We start from the raw sequence: 16,672 nt of genomic DNA on the forward strand, positions 1-16,672 counted from the left end.
ACCTGTTAACATTTAAAAATCGAGACATGTATATCGTACGAAGTGGCGCTGCCGATAAGTTTGATAGCTTGGTTTCAGAATTAGGTCAGAATCCGCAAGAGATAATGGCCGCTGCTGGCCTGTCTGCCGCGCAGTTTCGCGATCCCGATACCTATCTCGCTTATCCAAGATTGGCTGAATTGCTGGAGGAAGCAGCTGCTCGTTGTAAGCAACCGTTGTTTGGTGCGTTACTCGCCGAGCGCCAAAACCTGCAAAGTTTAGGCGATTTGCCGATGCTGGTTTCTCGTGCTGAAACGGTCGGTGATGCATTGGCGCGGGTGAATGATTATCTCTATCTGCATTCGTCAGGCGTTACTCTCAACATGACGCCACAAGATGATTGGGTACGATTGTCGCTCAATATTGATGTGAATAGTGACCGCGGTATTGCGCAGTTGATGCAGCTAAGTGTGTCACACTTAGCCATGTTTATCGCCAGTTTGCTCGATATTGAAGCAAGCCACTTCGCGCTACATTTGACTCAAAACGCAACATTGGAAGTAGAGCAAAGCAAGTTTGCCCAACAGAACAAACTGCGTTTTGGTGATAAGTTTGACGGTGTATTGCTCAAAGCCAACCTGCTCAACGCTAAGAATCACCAAGACGAAGACGCACTGGATCGCCACTTTCAACAGCACCTCAAGTATTTGCAAACCCGCTATCCTAACAATCTGAGTGATCAAGCAGCGAATATGATTGGTCGTTTGTTGTCGACCGGAGAATGCAGCGTGGAGCGCGTTGCAAGAGCATTAGACCTGCATCCGAGAATGCTGCAAAACAAGTTGAAACAGCAGGAAACAAGTTATCGACAGTTGTTACAACAAGTACGACAGGATTTCGCCGAGCAGCGTTTAAGTGAGAATATTCAGAGTATTACCGATATCGCATTGCAACTGGGCTATGCAGAAACTGCGGTATTCAGCCGCCACTTTCGCAGTTGGACAGGAAAGTCGCCCAGCCAATGGAGACTGGAGAACAGGATAAGTTGAACCAGTTTGAGAGCATAGATAAAAAGCCGCTGATATTCAGCGGCTTTAAGCGTTTAGTCGATACTATCGAAACGCTAGATCACGTAAGAAAAGTGAAATCGAAGGGAAGAAAATCAGCATCACGGAGACCAAAAGCAAGATGAACACAAACGGTGGTGTCCCGCGAATCACTTCCACATAAGGACGTTTAAACACGGCAATCGCGGTAAAAATATCACAACCGAATGGCGGCGTTGCAGAACCTATCGCTGCTTGCAAGGTCACGATGGTGCCGACCAGTACTGGGTCAATGCCAGAGGACTTAATCACAGGTGCAAAGATAGGGATCAAAATCAGCATCACTACGATTGGATCAACGAACATACAACCAATAAAGAACGCAATTGAGATAACGACCAGTAACTCGGTCTGCGAAAGATCATTAATCCCGATCATACCCAACAATTCTTGCGGGATCTGGGCAAATGAAATTACCCAAGAAAAAGCAGCCCCTGCTGCGACTAAGATAAATACCACCGCGGTAACCATGCCCGTAGAAAGCGCGATTTCGCCAAGCTCCTTCCATTTCACTTTACGGAAGATAACCATTTCTAATAACACAGCGTACAACACCGAAACCGACGCCGCTTCGGTAGGGCTAAATACTCCAGCATAAATACCGCCAACAGTAATGATCGGAAAACCAAATGGTAAAACCGCTTTACGTATTGTGGTCCAACGTTCTTTCCAGCTGGCTCGCGGGGCATTTTCTACAGAGCTTTTACCTGCATAAAAATAACAGTAGGCAGAAAACATCAATAAAATCACGATCGCCGGTCCAATACCAGCAATAAACAGCTCAGCAACCGATGTTCCAGACACCACACCATAGATGATCATACCGATACTCGGTGGAATAAGGAGCGCTAAGTCAGAGGCGTTAATAATCAAAGCCAGAGCAAAACTGTCTTTGTAACCATACTCCAACATTTTCGGTCGCATAATAGAGCCAACAGAAACAACGGTGGCTTGTGTAGACCCAGATACCGCACCAAACATCGCACAGCTAAGCGATGAGGTGATCGCCAGACCGCCACGAACGTGCCCAACAAACGCCATTGCGACATCTAGCAAGCGCGTTGCTGCCACGCCTCGGGTAATAATTTCTGCCGCGAGAATAAACATAGGCACAGCGATCAACGCAGCGGGTTTGATGCCAGCAAGCATTTGCTGGATCATAAAATCTGGCCCCAAGCCAAGAAAAACAATAAATCCCAACATGGTCGCCGCTAATAGCGGTACCAACATCGGAAAGCCAAAAGCCAACAACGTGATCATCGTTGCAACAAGAGCGGTCGTCATAGCGCTTTCTCCTGCTTAGTGGCAGAGCCGACGCCATCTGGTCGAGATGAGCGTGAAAGCTTTGTCAGCGTTATGAAACGTTTGATATGGCGACTACCCACACGCGCGAACTGAACCGTGCTAAAGAAAAGGCCAACCGGTGCGATTAAGTACACCCAACTCAAAGGTACTTGCATTGCAGGAGAAAGACGCCCCATTTGGCTCACCTTGCCAATGTATTGCCACGAATACCAAGTTAGTACCGCCACCAATGCGGCGGTGAGTAAATAAATAATGCCGTTGGCTAAAGTTTGTATACGCTTTGGAAGCATATCGGTAAATGCCGTCATACGGATATGGCGAGATTGGCGGGCAGCATAACTGCAACCAATAAACGTGACGGCGATAATGAGGAAATAATTGAGTTCTTCTGAAAAGTAGATGCTTTGGCTAAAGAGGTAGCGCCCTAACACGTTAGCAATTGAGTTCAACGCAATGAGAAGCACCGAGCCAATGAGCAGTGCCGCCTCCGCTTTCTGTATATATTTATCTAGCCACTGAAAAATCCCTTTCATCCGCGCTGCTCCTGATCAACAAAAATGTTAATGAAACGTTATCTTTTTCATGACAATCAAGTCAATCAGGTGAATAAGAAAGATTTTCTGAACTTGGCGCTTTCGCAGAAAAAATTGGTCAGAGCATACTGCTCAGACCAAAAAGTGAGAGGTTGGAGGGTTTGTATCGAGAATTTCTGCAATAACAGACAACCCATGCTTGATGTAGCCTCGATTAGTCTCTGCTCCCAAACTGATTCGCACGTGGGGCATTGGCTGATTAGTATCGAGAACAAAAGGTTTATACCCCGTTATCTGCACCCCAGAACGCTTAGCCGAAGCGACCAGATCATCACTGCTCCACTGCTCGGGTAACCTCAACCAAATGTGCTGACCATTAGGGTGTGAGCTATAAACATGCCCTTCTAAGGTGGCTTTTGCTATTCGCTGGCGCTTGGCAAATTCATTGACTTGAAATCGAATAAGTCGATTTAATGTATCGTTCTCGATCCACAAATGAGCGACTTCAAACGGTAGCGGGGTCGCAGACCAACTCGTCGCTGCTAAACGGCCAATCGCATGCTGCAAAAAATGACGTGGGACCGTTAAATAGCCCGTACGCATACCTGGCGCTACGACTTTGGTTAAACTGGTGACATAAAAAGCCTGCTCGGGTAACAGTGCGGCGAGAGGTGGGACACGATTGGGCTCTAGTGCCCCATACACGTCATCTTCAATCACGTAGATCTCATACTGCTTCGCAATATTTGCTATCGCCTCTCGGCGCGAAATGTCCATATGCGCACTATTCGGATTGGCCATGCTCGGTGTGCAACACAGCGCCTTGATTGGTTTGTGTTTACATGCCCATTCAAATGCATCCGGCGTGATACCAAACTCATCCATCTCAAGCGGCTGTAACTTAAATCCAAGCATTCTCGAGCGAGAGATCAAGCCATGATCGACTAAGTGGCCACAAGCGACTAAATCACCGTGTTCAACAACGGTGCTTAAAGCCAAGGTCAAGCCATGGCATGCACCGTTTGTGAGTAATATTTGATCGGTACCAACGTCTAACCCTTGGCTACTGAGAAATCGCGCTCCGGACTCAATATGATGAGGCTGACCTGTTACTGGCTTTGCTTTACTGATCAAACTGCGATTGTTTGTTTGCCCAGCAATTTCCATTAACGCCTGATTAAAAAGCGTAATGTGCCGATCGGTTACTACCGGATGAGCGATCGACATATCAATTTCATCCGGCGTTTCTTTCATCTCTTGCGTCAGCATGAACTCCGTGTCCGTGCTTTCATCCACAAAGCCTGATTTTACAAACGTACCGTTTCCCACCCAAGACTCGAGCGCACCTTTTTTCTCTGCATAACCATATGCATGACTGACGGTTTGTACGCTCACGCCAATTTGCTCCGCAAATTCACGATGTGTGGGTAGTCGAGTACCGGGTTTTAGGTAACCACTGCGGACACATTCGACAAGATAATTGCCAATGGAGATGTACTTAGCGGTGCCTGGGCGAATGATCGGGTTCAAAGAAATTGTCATGACACAATATTTTAATTGATTCATTTTTAATGCTCATTGTAACTTCAATTTAACAAATGGCGAGTTTTTAGCCATCAAATGCGGTGTAATGCACAAAAATGAGCCACAATTGTAATGATTGACATGAGAAATATAGATTCAACAAACATGTCATATGGCATCGTTTAATCCAAACCCAGCCGCAGTGGTGAGTTGCAATAGTTTTTAAACGCAGGTCTGGCTGACCTGGTGGAAGGTAGAAATACCTCAACGTCTCCGAAGGCCCATAAGGCGTCGGATTTTTAACAAGGAGAAAATATGAGAGGCGTTGCTTTGCATTTTACACTGGATGAATTCCAGGACCGATTAACAAAAGTTCGGCAGTCGATGGAAGAACGAGAGTTGGATGTCCTTATCATTCACGATCCTTCTAACATGGCATGGCTGACAGGTTATGACGGTTGGTCTTTTTATGTCCCACAATGTGTCGTTGTAGGATCATCTGGCGAGCCTGTTTGGTTTGGGCGCTGCCAAGATGCCAATGGGGCATACAGAACTGCGTATATGTCGGCAGAAAATATCACCTACTACCCAGACCATTATGTAATGAACCCACCATTGCACCCAATGGACTTTCTGGTAGAAGCGGTACTCGCCCCGCGTCTTTGGGATCGCGGCCGTATCGGTGTGGAAAAAGATAACTATTACTTTAGTGCCACCGCTTACGAGTCACTCACCACGCACTTACCGAATGCTCAACTTCTCGATGCAACCGGGCTAGTCAATTGGTGTCGCGCCGTTAAATCTGATCAAGAACTGGCTTATATGTACCGCGCAGCTCGCATTGTTGAAAACATGCATCGTGTCGCGTTCGATATGATCGAGCCAGGATTGCCGAAACATCACCTTGTCGCCGAGATTAACCGCCAAGCAGTACTTGGGCATGAAGATCACTTTGGCGATTACACCGCGATCGTACCGCTTTTGCCATCTGGTTCTGATGCTTCTGCACCTCACCTAACGTGGGATGATAGGCCTTTCAAAAAAGGCGAGGGCACTTTTTTCGAAATCGCTGGCGCGCATCGCCGTTACCATTGCCCACTCTCTCGCACTATTTTTCTTGGGGAACCAGACGACAAATTCAAACGTGCAGATGAAGCATTAACTTTAGGTCTCGAAGCAGGCTTAGAAGTCGCAAGACCAGGCAATACTTGCGCCGACATCGCCAACGCATTGAACCAAGTCCTCGATAAAGCAGGATTCTCACGTGAAGGCGCCCGCTGTGGTTACCCAATTGGTCTGAGCTACCCTCCTGACTGGGGCGAACGAACCATGAGCTTGCGAGACACCGATAAAACCGTATTAAAAGAAGGCATGACATTCCACTTTATGCCAGGGCTATGGTTTGAAGATTGGGGGTTAGAAACCACCGAAAGCATTGTGATCACCCGTGATGGTGCAAAAACACTGTGTGATTTCCCACGCCACTTATTTGTTAAACACTAATTTTTCAAACCGTAAGTTCTGTTGAACTAGGCTTAAGAACAAAAAGGACTCGATATGCAAAAGAGCTCGATCACAGCCACCGTAGACTTTGACCGAGAAGGCGTGCAGCACGGCTTTTTAGCGCTGCCCTATTCCCATGATGACTCCGCTTGGGGAAGCATCATGATACCTATCACCGTGATCAAAAATGGTCACGGGCCAACGGCGCTGCTTACTGGCGGTAATCACGGTGATGAATACGAAGGTATTACCAGCCTGCTTAAATTGGCAAACTCGCTGCAAGCAGAGCAAATCCAAGGTCGCGTCATTATTGTGCCAATGATGAACTTACCTGCGGTACAAAATGCCTCGCGCACATCGTCTATCGATAAAGGGAATTTAAATCGCAGCTTTCCCGGAAACCCTGTAGGCTCAGTGACCGAAAAAATCGCGGATTACTTTACTCGTTACTTAGTACCCATGTGCGATTTTGCGTTAGACATTCATTCAGGTGGAAAAACGTTAGACATCGTACCTTTCGCCGCAGCCCATCGTCTCGACAACCTCGATCAAGAAGAAGCATGCATCTTAGGTGCGAAACTGTTTGGCGCACCTTACACCATGATCTTGCTCGAAATGGACGCCACCAGCCTGTACGACACCGCAGTGGAATCTCAAGGCAAAATTTTCGTCACCACAGAGCTCAGAGGTGGCGGAACCAGCACTCCAGAAACCATCGCTTATGCCGACCGAGGTATTCGTAACTTCTTGCGTTTTTCGGGCAACTTATCAGGTGATTACGAAAAACCAACCCTACCAACTAGGTTGCTTGATATGCCCGATGCAAGTTGCTACGTGCAAAGCCAGCACAAAGGTATCACCGAATACTTATTTGAGCTTGGCGATACCATCAAACAAGACGATGTACTGGCAAGAATCTATTCAACCGAGCGTACAGGGAGCGACCCAATCGAATACAAAGCGCAGCGCAGTGGGATTTTTGCTGCGCGTCGTTTCCCTGCCATGGTCAACATTGGTGACACTGTCGCCGTAATTGCCGAAGACTGTGGCGAATTAAACTAACTCTTATTAGGGCGTATTGACCTTTCGCGGTTAAATTTTGTTCGAGGTAAAATCGTTTTAGGCGCGGCAAAGACTATGCAGCCTAGTCATTCTAAGCAAATGGTCTTCAACAAAGCATAAAACGATTTTTGCGGGGGCGCCTAGCTCGAACCCTTCGGGCTGCCTTTGTGGTTCATTTCTACTGCGTTATCGGCTTTTTATGTAGGCCACCCACAAAGCGCTGCAAAAATCAGCTCGAAAGGTCAACACACCCTAAACACGACACAACATCGGGTCTGGTGTATCACCTGCCGTTGGTGAATTGACTCACAAACTGATTAAGGAAGAAATGGATGAATCCGATGAAACACAGCTACCTAACGAGTGCCGTACTGATCGCAGCCAGCTTTGCCACCAGCAATGTTTATGCAGAAACGTGGAAATTCGCTCTAGAAGAAGTCAAAGGCTCGGTGCAAGATGCTTATGCGCAAGAGTTTAAAAAGCGCATCGAAAATGCAACCGATGGCGACGTCACAGTGGAAGTCTATCCATACGGCACATTAGGTCAGTCAGAAGATCTTACCGAGCTTACTGCGAACGGTATTATCCAATTTACCAACGCATCGCCAGGTATTTTTGGTTCATTCGTGCCCGAAATGCAGGTTTTCTCCATCCCTTACCTTTTGTCGCAAGACAATGATGTGAATAAAAAAGTGCTGAGTTCAAGCCCTACTATCTATGACACACTCGGCAAAAAGCTAGAACAGAAAAACCTCAAACTTCTCACTATGTATCCAGAAGGTGAAATGGTGTGGACGACCAACCGTGAGATTCGTTCTCCAAAAGATTTTGATAACTTCAAAATACGCGTGATGGCATCGCCAATGCTGGTTGAGGCTTATAAATCGTTTGGAGCCGACCCTACGCCTTTACCCTACTCAGAAGTCTATGGTGCTCTGCAACTTAAAATGATCGATGGTCAAGTAAACCCCGTTTTTGCTATCGAAGAAATGAAGTTCTACGAAGTGAACGACTACATGATCTGGGCAGGACAACAACAATTTACTACTACTGTCATTACCAACAACAGTTGGTTCGAAACCCTTCCACAAGACCGCCAAGATCAGGTCAATAAAGTCATCGCTGGTATGACTGACTTTATATTTGAAAAACAGGATGAGTTTAACCAAAAACGTCTTGAGCAAATTAAGCAAGCAAAACCAGATATGCAGATGATCAAACTCGACAGTGACGAACGTGCAGCATTTGAACAAGCCTCTATGCCAATGCGGGACAAATACATCGAGCTTACAGGCGACAGCGGTAAAGCGGTGCTGAGCTCACTGGAACAAGAGTTCAATCAATAACAGAAAAAGGAGTGGCCTTCGGGCCACCTTATAGCGGTTGACCAGTCATCAACTATTCTGAACTGATTGGTATTTTACAGGGAGACCAATTATGCGCCTCGATCGCTACGACGTAAAAATTCTACAAATACTTCATGACAATGGCCGTATTACCAAATCTCACCTAGCCGAGGCCATTAACCTATCCGTGAGCCCTTGCTGGGAGCGTGTCAAAAAACTGGAAGAAGCAGGCATCATTGAAGGCTACGGGGCAAAAGTAAATACCGATGTTTTGTTCAAACGAACGTCGGTCATGGTTGAAGTTACGCTCAAAGAGCACAGCGCCCAAGCGTTCAAACGTTTCGAGCAACTGGTTCAACACTCACCAGAAGTCACTGATTGTTATGCCACAGGCGGCGGTGTCGATTACATACTCAAAATTCAGTCGGAAGATATTGATCAATATCAGCGACTTATCGACAACTGGTTAGAGTCAGAAGTGGGCATTGAGCGCTACTTTACTTACATCGTGACGAAAACAATCAAACGTGATGCAGGCACATTAGAAGTGAACCAAAACGCCTTGTTCTAAAAGGGAAAACACGCTTAAAAGACAACCAGAAAAATCACCATATCTAACGGTGTGGAAAAGAAAGTTTTGATGGTTTAAACCTCGGCATCAGAAATTATTTCGGTCACTTCTCCATTACAGTTTAACTATGGACAACGACGCTGGGAGAAGGACTCATGACAGCACTGCACAGCTTACATGCTGAGGAATTAAAAGCCTCGCACGACATGATGGCGATAATGAAAGACGTACGTTTGGTGAGAGGTTTAGCGTACGTAAATGGCAAATGGGTAACTGGTGACCAATTTCATCCGGTGGATAATCCAGCGGATGGTACGGTCATCGGCTACATTACCAAACTATCTCAGCAACAACTCTATCAAGCGATTGATGAAGCCGACCAAGCCTTTCGTCAATGGCGAAAAATGCAAGCAGAAGAACGCGCTGAAATTCTCATGCGTTGGCACGATCTGATTTTAGAATCAAAACAAGATCTTGCTCGTTTGATGGTTATGGAGCAAGGCAAAACATTAGGTGATGCTTTGGGTGAAATCGACTACGGCGCATCCTTTGTTCGTTGGTTTGCAGAGGAAGCACGCCGTAGCTATGGCGAAACCATCCCAAGTCATATTCCGAATGCGCAGCTATCGACGGTACGCGAGCCGATTGGTGTCGCAGCTCTGATTACACCATGGAATTTTCCTAATGCAATGGTCACCCGTAAAGCCGCCGCAGCACTAGCGATAGGCTGTCCGGTGCTCATCAAACCTGCCAGCGAAACGCCTTTCTCCGCATTGGCCTTGGCAGAGTTAGCAGACCGAGCTGGCTTTCCACCTGGTGTATTTAACGTGATCACTGGCGATGCGGTGATGGTGTCACAAACCTTGTGTCACTCCGATAAAGTCAAAGCGCTCTCATTCACAGGTTCTACTCGAGTGGGTAAGTTGCTGCTGCGCGACGCGGCACAAACCGTGAAGAAGTGCAGTATGGAGCTCGGCGGTAATGCCCCTTTCATCGTGCTGCCAGATATGGATGTCGAGCAAGCAGCCAAAGCCGCCGTGGATGCCAAGTTTCAAACCGCAGGACAAGACTGCTTGGCCGCAAACCGTATTTTCGTCCCCGAAGATAAGTACGAAGCGTTTTTGGAAGCGTTTGCCAAAGAAATGAACCACATTGTTTTGGGCAATGGTTTAGATGAAAAAACCACCATGGGGCCGCTGATCAATCGCGCTGCTGTGGATAAAGCGCATGATTTGGTGCGTGACGCACTCGACAAAGGCGCGCGATTGGTAGCGGGATACCACCAGCCCGTACCAGGCGAAAACTTCTTCGCGCCGACATTGCTAGCCGATGTCACCCCTGATATGGCGGTGTATCGCGAAGAGAATTTTTGTCCTGTGGCAGGCGTATTGCCTTACCAAGACTTAGATACCGTGATTGAAATGAGCAACGACACTGAGTACGGCTTAGCTGCCTATGTTTATGGTCACGATATTCACCAAATTTGGCGCTGCATGCGTGGTTTGGAATTTGGCATGGTGAGCGTGAACTCCGTCAAGATGACTGGCCACCCTATCCCATTTGGCGGTGTGAAACAGTCTGGGCTTGGACGAGAAGGCAGTCGCCACGGCTTTGAAGAATACAGTGAAATCAAATACTGCTGCTTAGGCGCTTTACCAACCGTCAGTGGCAGTTAAGGCACGAAATATGGATATCCAATTATTCGAGGAGAAGGATCATGAGCAACAAAACCAAACAACTTTTAGAGATCGACCGTCAGAGAGTATTTCATGCCTCAACCCACCTGAAGCAGTATGCGGCTGGGGAGCTTTCGGGAAGAATTATCTCGAGCGGAAGCGGAATACGCATCACCGATTCAGAAGGCATCGAGCTGATAGACGGCTTTGCCGGGTTGTATTGTGTGAACATTGGCTATGGCAGGACTGAAATGGCCGATGCTATTTATGAACAAGCCAAAGAGCTGGCGTACTACCACACTTACGTCGGTCACACGAACGAAGCACTAGTGACACTGTCAGATCGCATCATCAAAATGGCGCCTGAAGGCATGAGTAAAGTCTACTACGGCATGTCAGGCAGCGATGCGAACGAAACTCAACTTAAGTTGGTATGGTATTACAACAATGCTCGTGGTCTACCAGAGAAGAAAAAAATTATCTCCCGTGATCGCGGCTACCATGGCTCAAGTATCGCTTCGGGTTCAATGACAGGGCTACCTCTGTTCCACGCACATTTTGATTTACCGCTTGAGCGCATCAAGCACACCATGGCGCCGTATTACTATCGCCGTGAAGACGAGAGTATGTCTGAGCTTGAATTCTCTCAATATTGTGCGGATCAACTCGAAGCGATGATCTTGGAAGAAGGCCCTGAAACGGTGGCAGCGATGATTGCGGAACCAGTGCTTGGTACTGGCGGTATTGTGCCACCACCAGAAGGGTACTGGCAGGCGATTCGTAAAGTACTCGACAAATACGATGTACTCTTGATTGCGGATGAAGTGGTGTGTGGCTTTGGTCGCCTCGGCTCCGATTTTGGCTCACTGCACTACGACATGAAACCGGATCTCATCACGGTAGCGAAAGGGTTAACCTCAGCGTATCAACCGCTGTCTGGCGTGATCGTCGGTGAACGAGTTTGGAGTGTGCTAGAAAACGGCACCGACCAATGGGGCGCTATCGGACACGGTTATACCTACTCCGGTCACCCAATGGGAGCGGCAGCCGCGAACTGCAACCTCGATATCATTGAACGTGAAGGCTTGGTGCAAAACGCAGCCGAAGTCGGCGCTTACTTGCAGCAACGTATGGCGGAGACGTTTAACGATCATCCATTGGTCGGTGATACTCGTGGCGTTGGCTTGTTGCATGCGTTGGAGTTTTCTTCAGACAAACTCCGCCGAGCACACTTTGATCCAAACTTGAAAGTGGGTCCGCAAATCGCGGCGGCCTGTTTAGAGCAAGGCTTAATCGCTCGTGCCATGCCACATGGTGACATCCTCGGCTTTGCTCCACCGCTTATCGCGAACCGTAATGACATCGACACTATTGTCGACAAAGCGCACCAAGCGGTCAATAAAGTGATGGATAACCTCGTCACGTCTAAACAGTGGCAGCCAAAATAGCCGCGAATTAACCAACTCACAAACCTACCAATGATTACCGCCCCCTCTGACCAAATTAGAGGGGGCGGTCCTAAGAGACGTACTACATGGAAACACAAGCAATCTTTGCCGCAAAGAAAGCGATTAACGGATTAGTCAGTCGCACACCATTACTTCACTCACCACTGTTATCGCAACAATATCAATGTGAAATTTGGTTAAAACTGGAAACACTACAACCTATTGGTGCTTTTAAATTGCGTGGAGCGACTCATGCCATGAACAAACTGAGTGAGGAACAAAAACGACATGGCGTCGTCACTTGCTCTACTGGTAACCACGGCCGTGCCGTGGCTTATGCAGGGCAACGACTAGGAGTCCGCACCGTGATTTGTATGTCCAATTTAGTGCCACAAAACAAAGTCGACGCAATTAAAGCATTAGGCGCAGAAGTTCGAATAGTTGGTCAAGCTCAAGACGACGCGGAGCGAGAAGCATTGAGGCTAACAGAAGAAGAGTCGATGACCTATCTCTCACCATTCGAACACCCAGACATCATCGCCGGACAAGGGACCATTGGGCTAGAAATCATTGAAGATCTTCCTGATGTCGACGTCATTTTCGCCGGGCTATCTGGCGGCGGATTGATTGGTGGTATTGGCTTAGCCGCAAAATCAAACAGCAGCAAAGTGAACGTGTATGGCGTTTCCATGGACAAAGGCGCTGCGATGGTAGAAAGCATTAAAGCAGGAAAACCAGTACAAGTTGAAGAGCACGAATCGTTTGCTGACAGCTTAGGTGGCGGCATAGGTTTAGACAATCGCTATACCTTCAAACTCGTGCAAGAAGTCATGGATAAAGCGTTTTTAGTCAGTGAACACAACATCGCCAAAGGCATGGCAGATATTTTCGATGCAGAAAAATTTGCCGTAGAAGGCGCAGCCGCAGTGGGGCTTGCCGCCATTCACCAGCATCAACTGGACTTACGCGGTAAGAAAGTCGTTTTGGTGCTCAGTGGAAAAAACGTCTCTTCAGACACTTTTGAGACGGCATTAAAAATTGGCCGCCAAGTCAAAGAATAACCGAGGTCGTGCGAATGAAAATCTATAATAAATCTCAGATAGAGCAAGTGACTCAGTTAGATCTTAATGCGTTAGCGGCCGTGGAAAATGGCTTCAAAGCACTTGGGCAAGGCAACGTCACCATGCCTCCGATTCTTAGTATGGCAATCGAAGAACATAACGGCGAAGTGGATGTAAAAACGGCGCATATCAAAGGCAATGAGCGCTTCGCGATAAAAATCAGCCCAGGTTTTTTTGATAACCCAAAACTGGGACTACCCAGCCTAAATGGTTTGATGGTGCTCTTTAGCGCGAAAACAGGGCTGGTTGATAGCGTATTGTTTGACGAAGGGTATCTAACCGACATTCGTACTGCTCTCGCCGGCGCTATCTCCGCGAAATACCTGTCGAACTCAGAAGCATCCAAAATTACGGTTATTGGCAGTGGGCTTCAAGCAGAACTACAAGTCGCTGCAATAAAATTAGTTAGGCCAATCTCCCAAGTGAACATCTGGGCAAGAGACAACACAAAATCGCAGGCTTACAAACAACGTATGGAGCAACGATACGATCTATCCGTATCCGTACACTCCTCTATCCAGCAAGCATGCCAAGAAGCCGACATTATTGTCACGACAACACCGTCAAAAGAACCTTTGCTGAATTGGGAAGATATCCCATCCGGAGCACACGTGATCGCTATGGGTTCAGACAGCCCTCATAAACGTGAGCTTGCCACCTCAGTCATCCTAAACGCTGAGCATCTGGTGGTTGATCGAATCAGTCAGTCAGAATCACTTGGCGAATTACGTGGTGTAGACAAACCGCTCACCCGTAGCCTAGTCGAACTTGGCGACATCATTTGCGGCAAGCTCCCCTACTCAAGGCGTGTTGACGATGTTTCGGTATGTGATTTAACGGGAACTGGCGTTCAAGACACCGCAATCGCTGACTATACCGCTCAACAACTCACCAGCATTCAATCCACGATGTAACTTATTCCCTGTGACTTTGGCGGTGGGCAACCACCGCACTTTTTGAGGGCCGTAACATGCCAGAGCTCTGTACGTTTCAATCTTTAACCACTCAGTTTGAGTTTTCGGCGGATGTATCCGCTTATCAACGTTCAATCGGACTCATTCAACTCGCGACCGACTATGTGCTAGAAAACGAATGGCGCGAGCATTTACCCGCAGATGTTCGCTTATACACTTCACGCTTTCTCACTACAGGTACTGTCGATCCTCTGCACTTAACAGACATGCAAAACAGTATCCGCGAGTGTGTACGCACCATCGTGCCAATGTGGCCAATCAACGTCATGGCGTTTGGCTGTACGTCAGCTAGTGTGCTCATTGGCTCCGATAAAATCACTGATTTAATTCGTCAAGAGAGACCCGAAGCCATAACAACTAACCCTTGGCAAGCCGCACTGAGAGCGCTTGAACACCATCAAGCTCAAAGAATCGTTATGCTGACGCCGTATACCAATGACGTCAATCACCCACTTTATGAGTCCATGACCGAACATGGCATTGACGTTCTGGCCTTTGGGTATTTCAATCTCGACTACGATCCCCATATCCCAACCATTGGAGGACAAGACGTAGAAAATGCCTTAGCGCAGCTGCTTGAGTCGATTGATTGCACTGTGGACGCGGTATTTATTTCATGCACGAACATGCGAGTCATGCATCTACTGCCTTATTTCTCAAGCCGCTTTGGTATTCCTGTACTAAGCTCCAACCAAGTGATGCTTTGGGACGCATTGCGTTTGCTTGAGTCTGATAATTTCTCCGACGTGTCATCATCGCCCTTTCCTTGCTGATAAGGACTCGCTAAAATGCACAAAATTGCGCACTAACTGGATGAAACATGGCAAAACTTACCCTTCAAGAACAAATGCTGAAAGCTGGCTTAGTTAATGAAAAGAAACTAAAGAAAGCGAAGAAAGGCTCTAAAAAATCACGCGTTCAAGCACGCGAAGTAAAAGCGGCGGTTGAAGAGAATAAACGCCAACAGTTAGAGCGTGATAAACAATTGAGCGAACAGCAAAATGCCGAGCGTTTGAATAAAGAGATCAAAGCGCAAATCAATCAATTGATTGAGATGAACAAGATCGACTTAAAAGATGGCGATATTAAGTACAACTTCACCCATGGCACCTTGGTTAAGTCACTGTATGTTGATGCTCTCATCCGTGAACAGTTGATTAAAGGCATTCTAGCCATTGCTATTGTCGGTGAAAGCTACGTTGTCATTCCACGCGGAGTAGCAAATAAAATTGCTCAACGTGATGAATCCGTCATCATCGAACAGAAAGAACCAGAATCGGACATTCCAGCAGAAGACGACCCATACGCAGATTTCGTCGTGCCAGATGACTTGATGTGGTAACAACAAACAATAGATGCATCAACGAAAAGAGCCGCTGATATAACATCAGCGGCTCTTTTTTTAATAGAAAAAATACGCTACAGAAATGATGTGCGTTATTGCTTACTTAGTAGTAAATTCACACCAGATGCGGCTAAAAACAGCGAACATCCGCGATTGAAACGTTTCGCCATTTTTGGATTTGAAAACCAATGTCTAAGGTACAAACCAAAAATCGCGTAAATTGAAATGGCGACCATTTCTAAAATCAAAAACGTGGAGCCAAGGGCAAAAAACTGCTCTTGAACGTTGGCGTCCACATCAACAAACTGCGGCAAAAACGCAGTAAAAATAAGAATCGCCTTCGGGTTACCGGCGGCAAGCGTAAACTCTTGTTTCGCAAGCCCTGCATAGTTGCGTGAGTTAGTTAACTCAGAGATCGGGCTCGATTCAGAACGCCAAAGGTTGAATGCAATCCACAATAGGTACAACGCACCCACCAGCTTTAACGCTAAAAACAGCATTTCTGATGTGTACAAAATCACGGCGAGCCCAGAGGCAGACAACGCGATCATGCCAGAAAATGCCGTAATACGCCCTAAACTAGCGACAAACGCGGCACGAAAACCGTAACAACGCGCATTATTCATTGCCAATAAGTTGTTTGGGCCTGGAGTCATATTCAGAGCAAAGCAAGCGGGAATAAAAAGGAGGAGCTTCCAAATATCCATGATAAAAAATGGCCTTAATTTTTAGTAATAGCCAGCACCGTAACATTGGCTGCTAGAATGAGTAAATAAAAATTCTACGCTAGAGCATTTCCTCTTCAAACCGAGCTGCTCTGGCTTGCGCAATCGTACAGTGCGTTTCTGTCATTAACTCCGCCAAGGTGATATTTGGGTTTTGCACCACCAACCGAATCAGTTTTTCTTCCAACGGTTCCAGTTTGTCCTGATGAACGGATAACCCTTTCTCCAACTTATTCATCACAAACCTTAGCTCTTCACACTGCCCTGCTTTTAGCTGATCAAGTAACGCTTTTAAGTTCAAAGCTTCTCCAGAAACTTGCCAATGACGAGAGCGCCTAACTCGCTTAACGTCACACCCGCAATCCGCCGCAATGACTTTAATGCGTTTAGCATTCTCACCGCCAATGCGATGAATCAGAGAGGGCAGCGAAACAATAATGTCGTCATCTTTCAT

The 16,672-nt window shown here is 47.0% G+C and carries 16 protein-coding genes; 11 read left to right on the forward strand and 5 right to left on the reverse strand.

Annotated features, from left to right (window positions below):
- Nucleotides 1-26: 26 nt before the first annotated feature.
- The gene (locus MTR11_RS15975; protein ID WP_243328030.1) at nt 27-1,028 is read left to right on the forward strand and encodes an AraC family transcriptional regulator; all 1,002 of its coding nucleotides are present in this window, start codon (nt 27-29) and stop codon (nt 1,026-1,028) included.
- A 63-nt stretch (nt 1,029-1,091) separates the two neighbouring features.
- On the opposite strand, the gene MTR11_RS15980 is transcribed toward MTR11_RS15975, so the two are convergent.
- The 3 genes from MTR11_RS15980 to MTR11_RS15990 all read right to left on the reverse strand — a co-directional run bounded on the left by MTR11_RS15980 (nt 1,092) and on the right by MTR11_RS15990 (nt 4,489).
- Complete coding sequence (locus MTR11_RS15980; protein ID WP_005392736.1) at nt 1,092-2,369, reverse strand: TRAP transporter large permease; 1,278 nt, start codon at nt 2,367-2,369, stop codon at nt 1,092-1,094.
- Entirely contained in the window at nt 2,366-2,923 is a 558-nt protein-coding gene (locus tag MTR11_RS15985; RefSeq protein ID WP_243328031.1) for a TRAP transporter small permease, read from the reverse strand. The genes MTR11_RS15980 and MTR11_RS15985 overlap by 4 nt, the downstream gene beginning before the upstream one ends.
- Nucleotides 2,924-3,055: 132 nt before the next feature.
- Nucleotides 3,056-4,489: a PLP-dependent aminotransferase family protein gene (locus tag MTR11_RS15990; protein ID WP_243328032.1), complete on the reverse strand. Its 1,434-nt coding sequence runs from the start codon at nt 4,487-4,489 to the stop codon at nt 3,056-3,058.
- A 273-nt stretch (nt 4,490-4,762) separates the two neighbouring features.
- Here MTR11_RS15990 and doeA point away from each other — a divergent pair, with 273 nt between their 5' ends.
- From doeA to MTR11_RS16040, 10 genes are all read left to right on the forward strand, one after another.
- On the forward strand, nt 4,763-5,950 hold the full coding sequence (gene doeA / locus MTR11_RS15995; protein ID WP_005392731.1) for an ectoine hydrolase DoeA: 1,188 nt from the start codon (nt 4,763-4,765) through the stop codon (nt 5,948-5,950).
- 54 nt (nt 5,951-6,004) lie between these two features.
- Entirely contained in the window at nt 6,005-7,012 is a 1,008-nt protein-coding gene (doeB, locus tag MTR11_RS16000; protein ID WP_243328033.1) for a N(2)-acetyl-L-2,4-diaminobutanoate deacetylase DoeB, read from the forward strand.
- Between the two features lie 332 nt (nt 7,013-7,344).
- Nucleotides 7,345-8,358 carry a TRAP transporter substrate-binding protein DctP gene (gene dctP / locus MTR11_RS16005; RefSeq protein ID WP_243328034.1) on the forward strand — a complete coding sequence of 338 codons (1,014 nt, stop codon included), beginning with the start codon at nt 7,345-7,347 and terminating at the stop codon, nt 8,356-8,358.
- Nucleotides 8,359-8,449: 91 nt separating this feature from the next.
- Nucleotides 8,450-8,929: an Lrp/AsnC family transcriptional regulator gene (locus MTR11_RS16010; protein ID WP_006741393.1), complete on the forward strand. Its 480-nt coding sequence runs from the start codon at nt 8,450-8,452 to the stop codon at nt 8,927-8,929.
- Nucleotides 8,930-9,084: 155 nt separating this feature from the next.
- Complete coding sequence (locus tag MTR11_RS16015) at nt 9,085-10,605, forward strand: NAD-dependent succinate-semialdehyde dehydrogenase (protein WP_243328035.1); 1,521 nt, start codon at nt 9,085-9,087, stop codon at nt 10,603-10,605.
- A 41-nt stretch (nt 10,606-10,646) separates the two neighbouring features.
- Entirely contained in the window at nt 10,647-12,053 is a 1,407-nt protein-coding gene (locus MTR11_RS16020) for an aspartate aminotransferase family protein (protein ID WP_199804230.1), read from the forward strand.
- 86 nt (nt 12,054-12,139) lie between these two features.
- The gene (eutB, locus tag MTR11_RS16025; protein WP_114323416.1) at nt 12,140-13,114 is read left to right on the forward strand and encodes a hydroxyectoine utilization dehydratase EutB; all 975 of its coding nucleotides are present in this window, start codon (nt 12,140-12,142) and stop codon (nt 13,112-13,114) included.
- A 14-nt stretch (nt 13,115-13,128) separates the two neighbouring features.
- A complete protein-coding gene (locus tag MTR11_RS16030; protein WP_182037090.1) occupies nt 13,129-14,088 on the forward strand; it encodes a cyclodeaminase in 960 nt (319 codons plus the stop codon).
- A 56-nt stretch (nt 14,089-14,144) separates the two neighbouring features.
- Complete coding sequence (locus MTR11_RS16035) at nt 14,145-14,921, forward strand: Asp/Glu racemase (protein ID WP_048624768.1); 777 nt, start codon at nt 14,145-14,147, stop codon at nt 14,919-14,921.
- A gap of 47 nt (nt 14,922-14,968) precedes the next feature.
- Entirely contained in the window at nt 14,969-15,490 is a 522-nt protein-coding gene (locus MTR11_RS16040; protein ID WP_006741387.1) for a DUF2058 domain-containing protein, read from the forward strand.
- A 95-nt stretch (nt 15,491-15,585) separates the two neighbouring features.
- Here MTR11_RS16040 and MTR11_RS16045 read toward each other — a convergent pair whose 3' ends face one another.
- Complete coding sequence (locus MTR11_RS16045) at nt 15,586-16,200, reverse strand: LysE family translocator (RefSeq protein ID WP_243328036.1); 615 nt, start codon at nt 16,198-16,200, stop codon at nt 15,586-15,588.
- Between the two features lie 79 nt (nt 16,201-16,279).
- Complete coding sequence (locus MTR11_RS16050) at nt 16,280-16,672, reverse strand: ribosome recycling factor family protein (RefSeq protein WP_237284856.1); 393 nt, start codon at nt 16,670-16,672, stop codon at nt 16,280-16,282.

It is taken from the genome of Vibrio sp. CCB-PB317, from assembly GCF_022808245.1.
GTDB classification, from domain to species: domain Bacteria; phylum Pseudomonadota; class Gammaproteobacteria; order Enterobacterales; family Vibrionaceae; genus Vibrio; species Vibrio diabolicus.

Excerpts from the sequence above, each read along its gene's own strand:
- MTR11_RS16050 (WP_237284856.1), bottom strand. The coding sequence starts at position 16,672 with ATGAAAGATGACGACATTATTGTTTCGCTGCCCTCTCTGATTCATCGC.
- MTR11_RS16035 (WP_048624768.1), top strand. The coding sequence starts at position 14,145 with ATGCCAGAGCTCTGTACGTTTCAATCTTTAACCACTCAGTTTGAGTTT.
- MTR11_RS15980 (WP_005392736.1), bottom strand. The coding sequence starts at position 2,369 with ATGACGACCGCTCTTGTTGCAACGATGATCACGTTGTTGGCTTTTGGC.
- MTR11_RS15990 (WP_243328032.1), bottom strand. The coding sequence starts at position 4,489 with ATGAATCAATTAAAATATTGTGTCATGACAATTTCTTTGAACCCGATC.
- eutB (WP_114323416.1), top strand. The coding sequence starts at position 12,140 with ATGGAAACACAAGCAATCTTTGCCGCAAAGAAAGCGATTAACGGATTA.
- MTR11_RS16010 (WP_006741393.1), top strand. The coding sequence starts at position 8,450 with ATGCGCCTCGATCGCTACGACGTAAAAATTCTACAAATACTTCATGAC.
- MTR11_RS16015 (WP_243328035.1), top strand. The coding sequence starts at position 9,085 with ATGACAGCACTGCACAGCTTACATGCTGAGGAATTAAAAGCCTCGCAC.
- dctP (WP_243328034.1), top strand. The coding sequence starts at position 7,345 with ATGAATCCGATGAAACACAGCTACCTAACGAGTGCCGTACTGATCGCA.
- MTR11_RS16040 (WP_006741387.1), top strand. The coding sequence starts at position 14,969 with ATGGCAAAACTTACCCTTCAAGAACAAATGCTGAAAGCTGGCTTAGTT.
- MTR11_RS15975 (WP_243328030.1), top strand. The coding sequence starts at position 27 with ATGTATATCGTACGAAGTGGCGCTGCCGATAAGTTTGATAGCTTGGTT.
- MTR11_RS15985 (WP_243328031.1), bottom strand. The coding sequence starts at position 2,923 with ATGAAAGGGATTTTTCAGTGGCTAGATAAATATATACAGAAAGCGGAG.
- MTR11_RS16030 (WP_182037090.1), top strand. The coding sequence starts at position 13,129 with ATGAAAATCTATAATAAATCTCAGATAGAGCAAGTGACTCAGTTAGAT.
- doeB (WP_243328033.1), top strand. The coding sequence starts at position 6,005 with ATGCAAAAGAGCTCGATCACAGCCACCGTAGACTTTGACCGAGAAGGC.
- doeA (WP_005392731.1), top strand. The coding sequence starts at position 4,763 with ATGAGAGGCGTTGCTTTGCATTTTACACTGGATGAATTCCAGGACCGA.
- MTR11_RS16020 (WP_199804230.1), top strand. The coding sequence starts at position 10,647 with ATGAGCAACAAAACCAAACAACTTTTAGAGATCGACCGTCAGAGAGTA.
- MTR11_RS16045 (WP_243328036.1), bottom strand. The coding sequence starts at position 16,200 with ATGGATATTTGGAAGCTCCTCCTTTTTATTCCCGCTTGCTTTGCTCTG.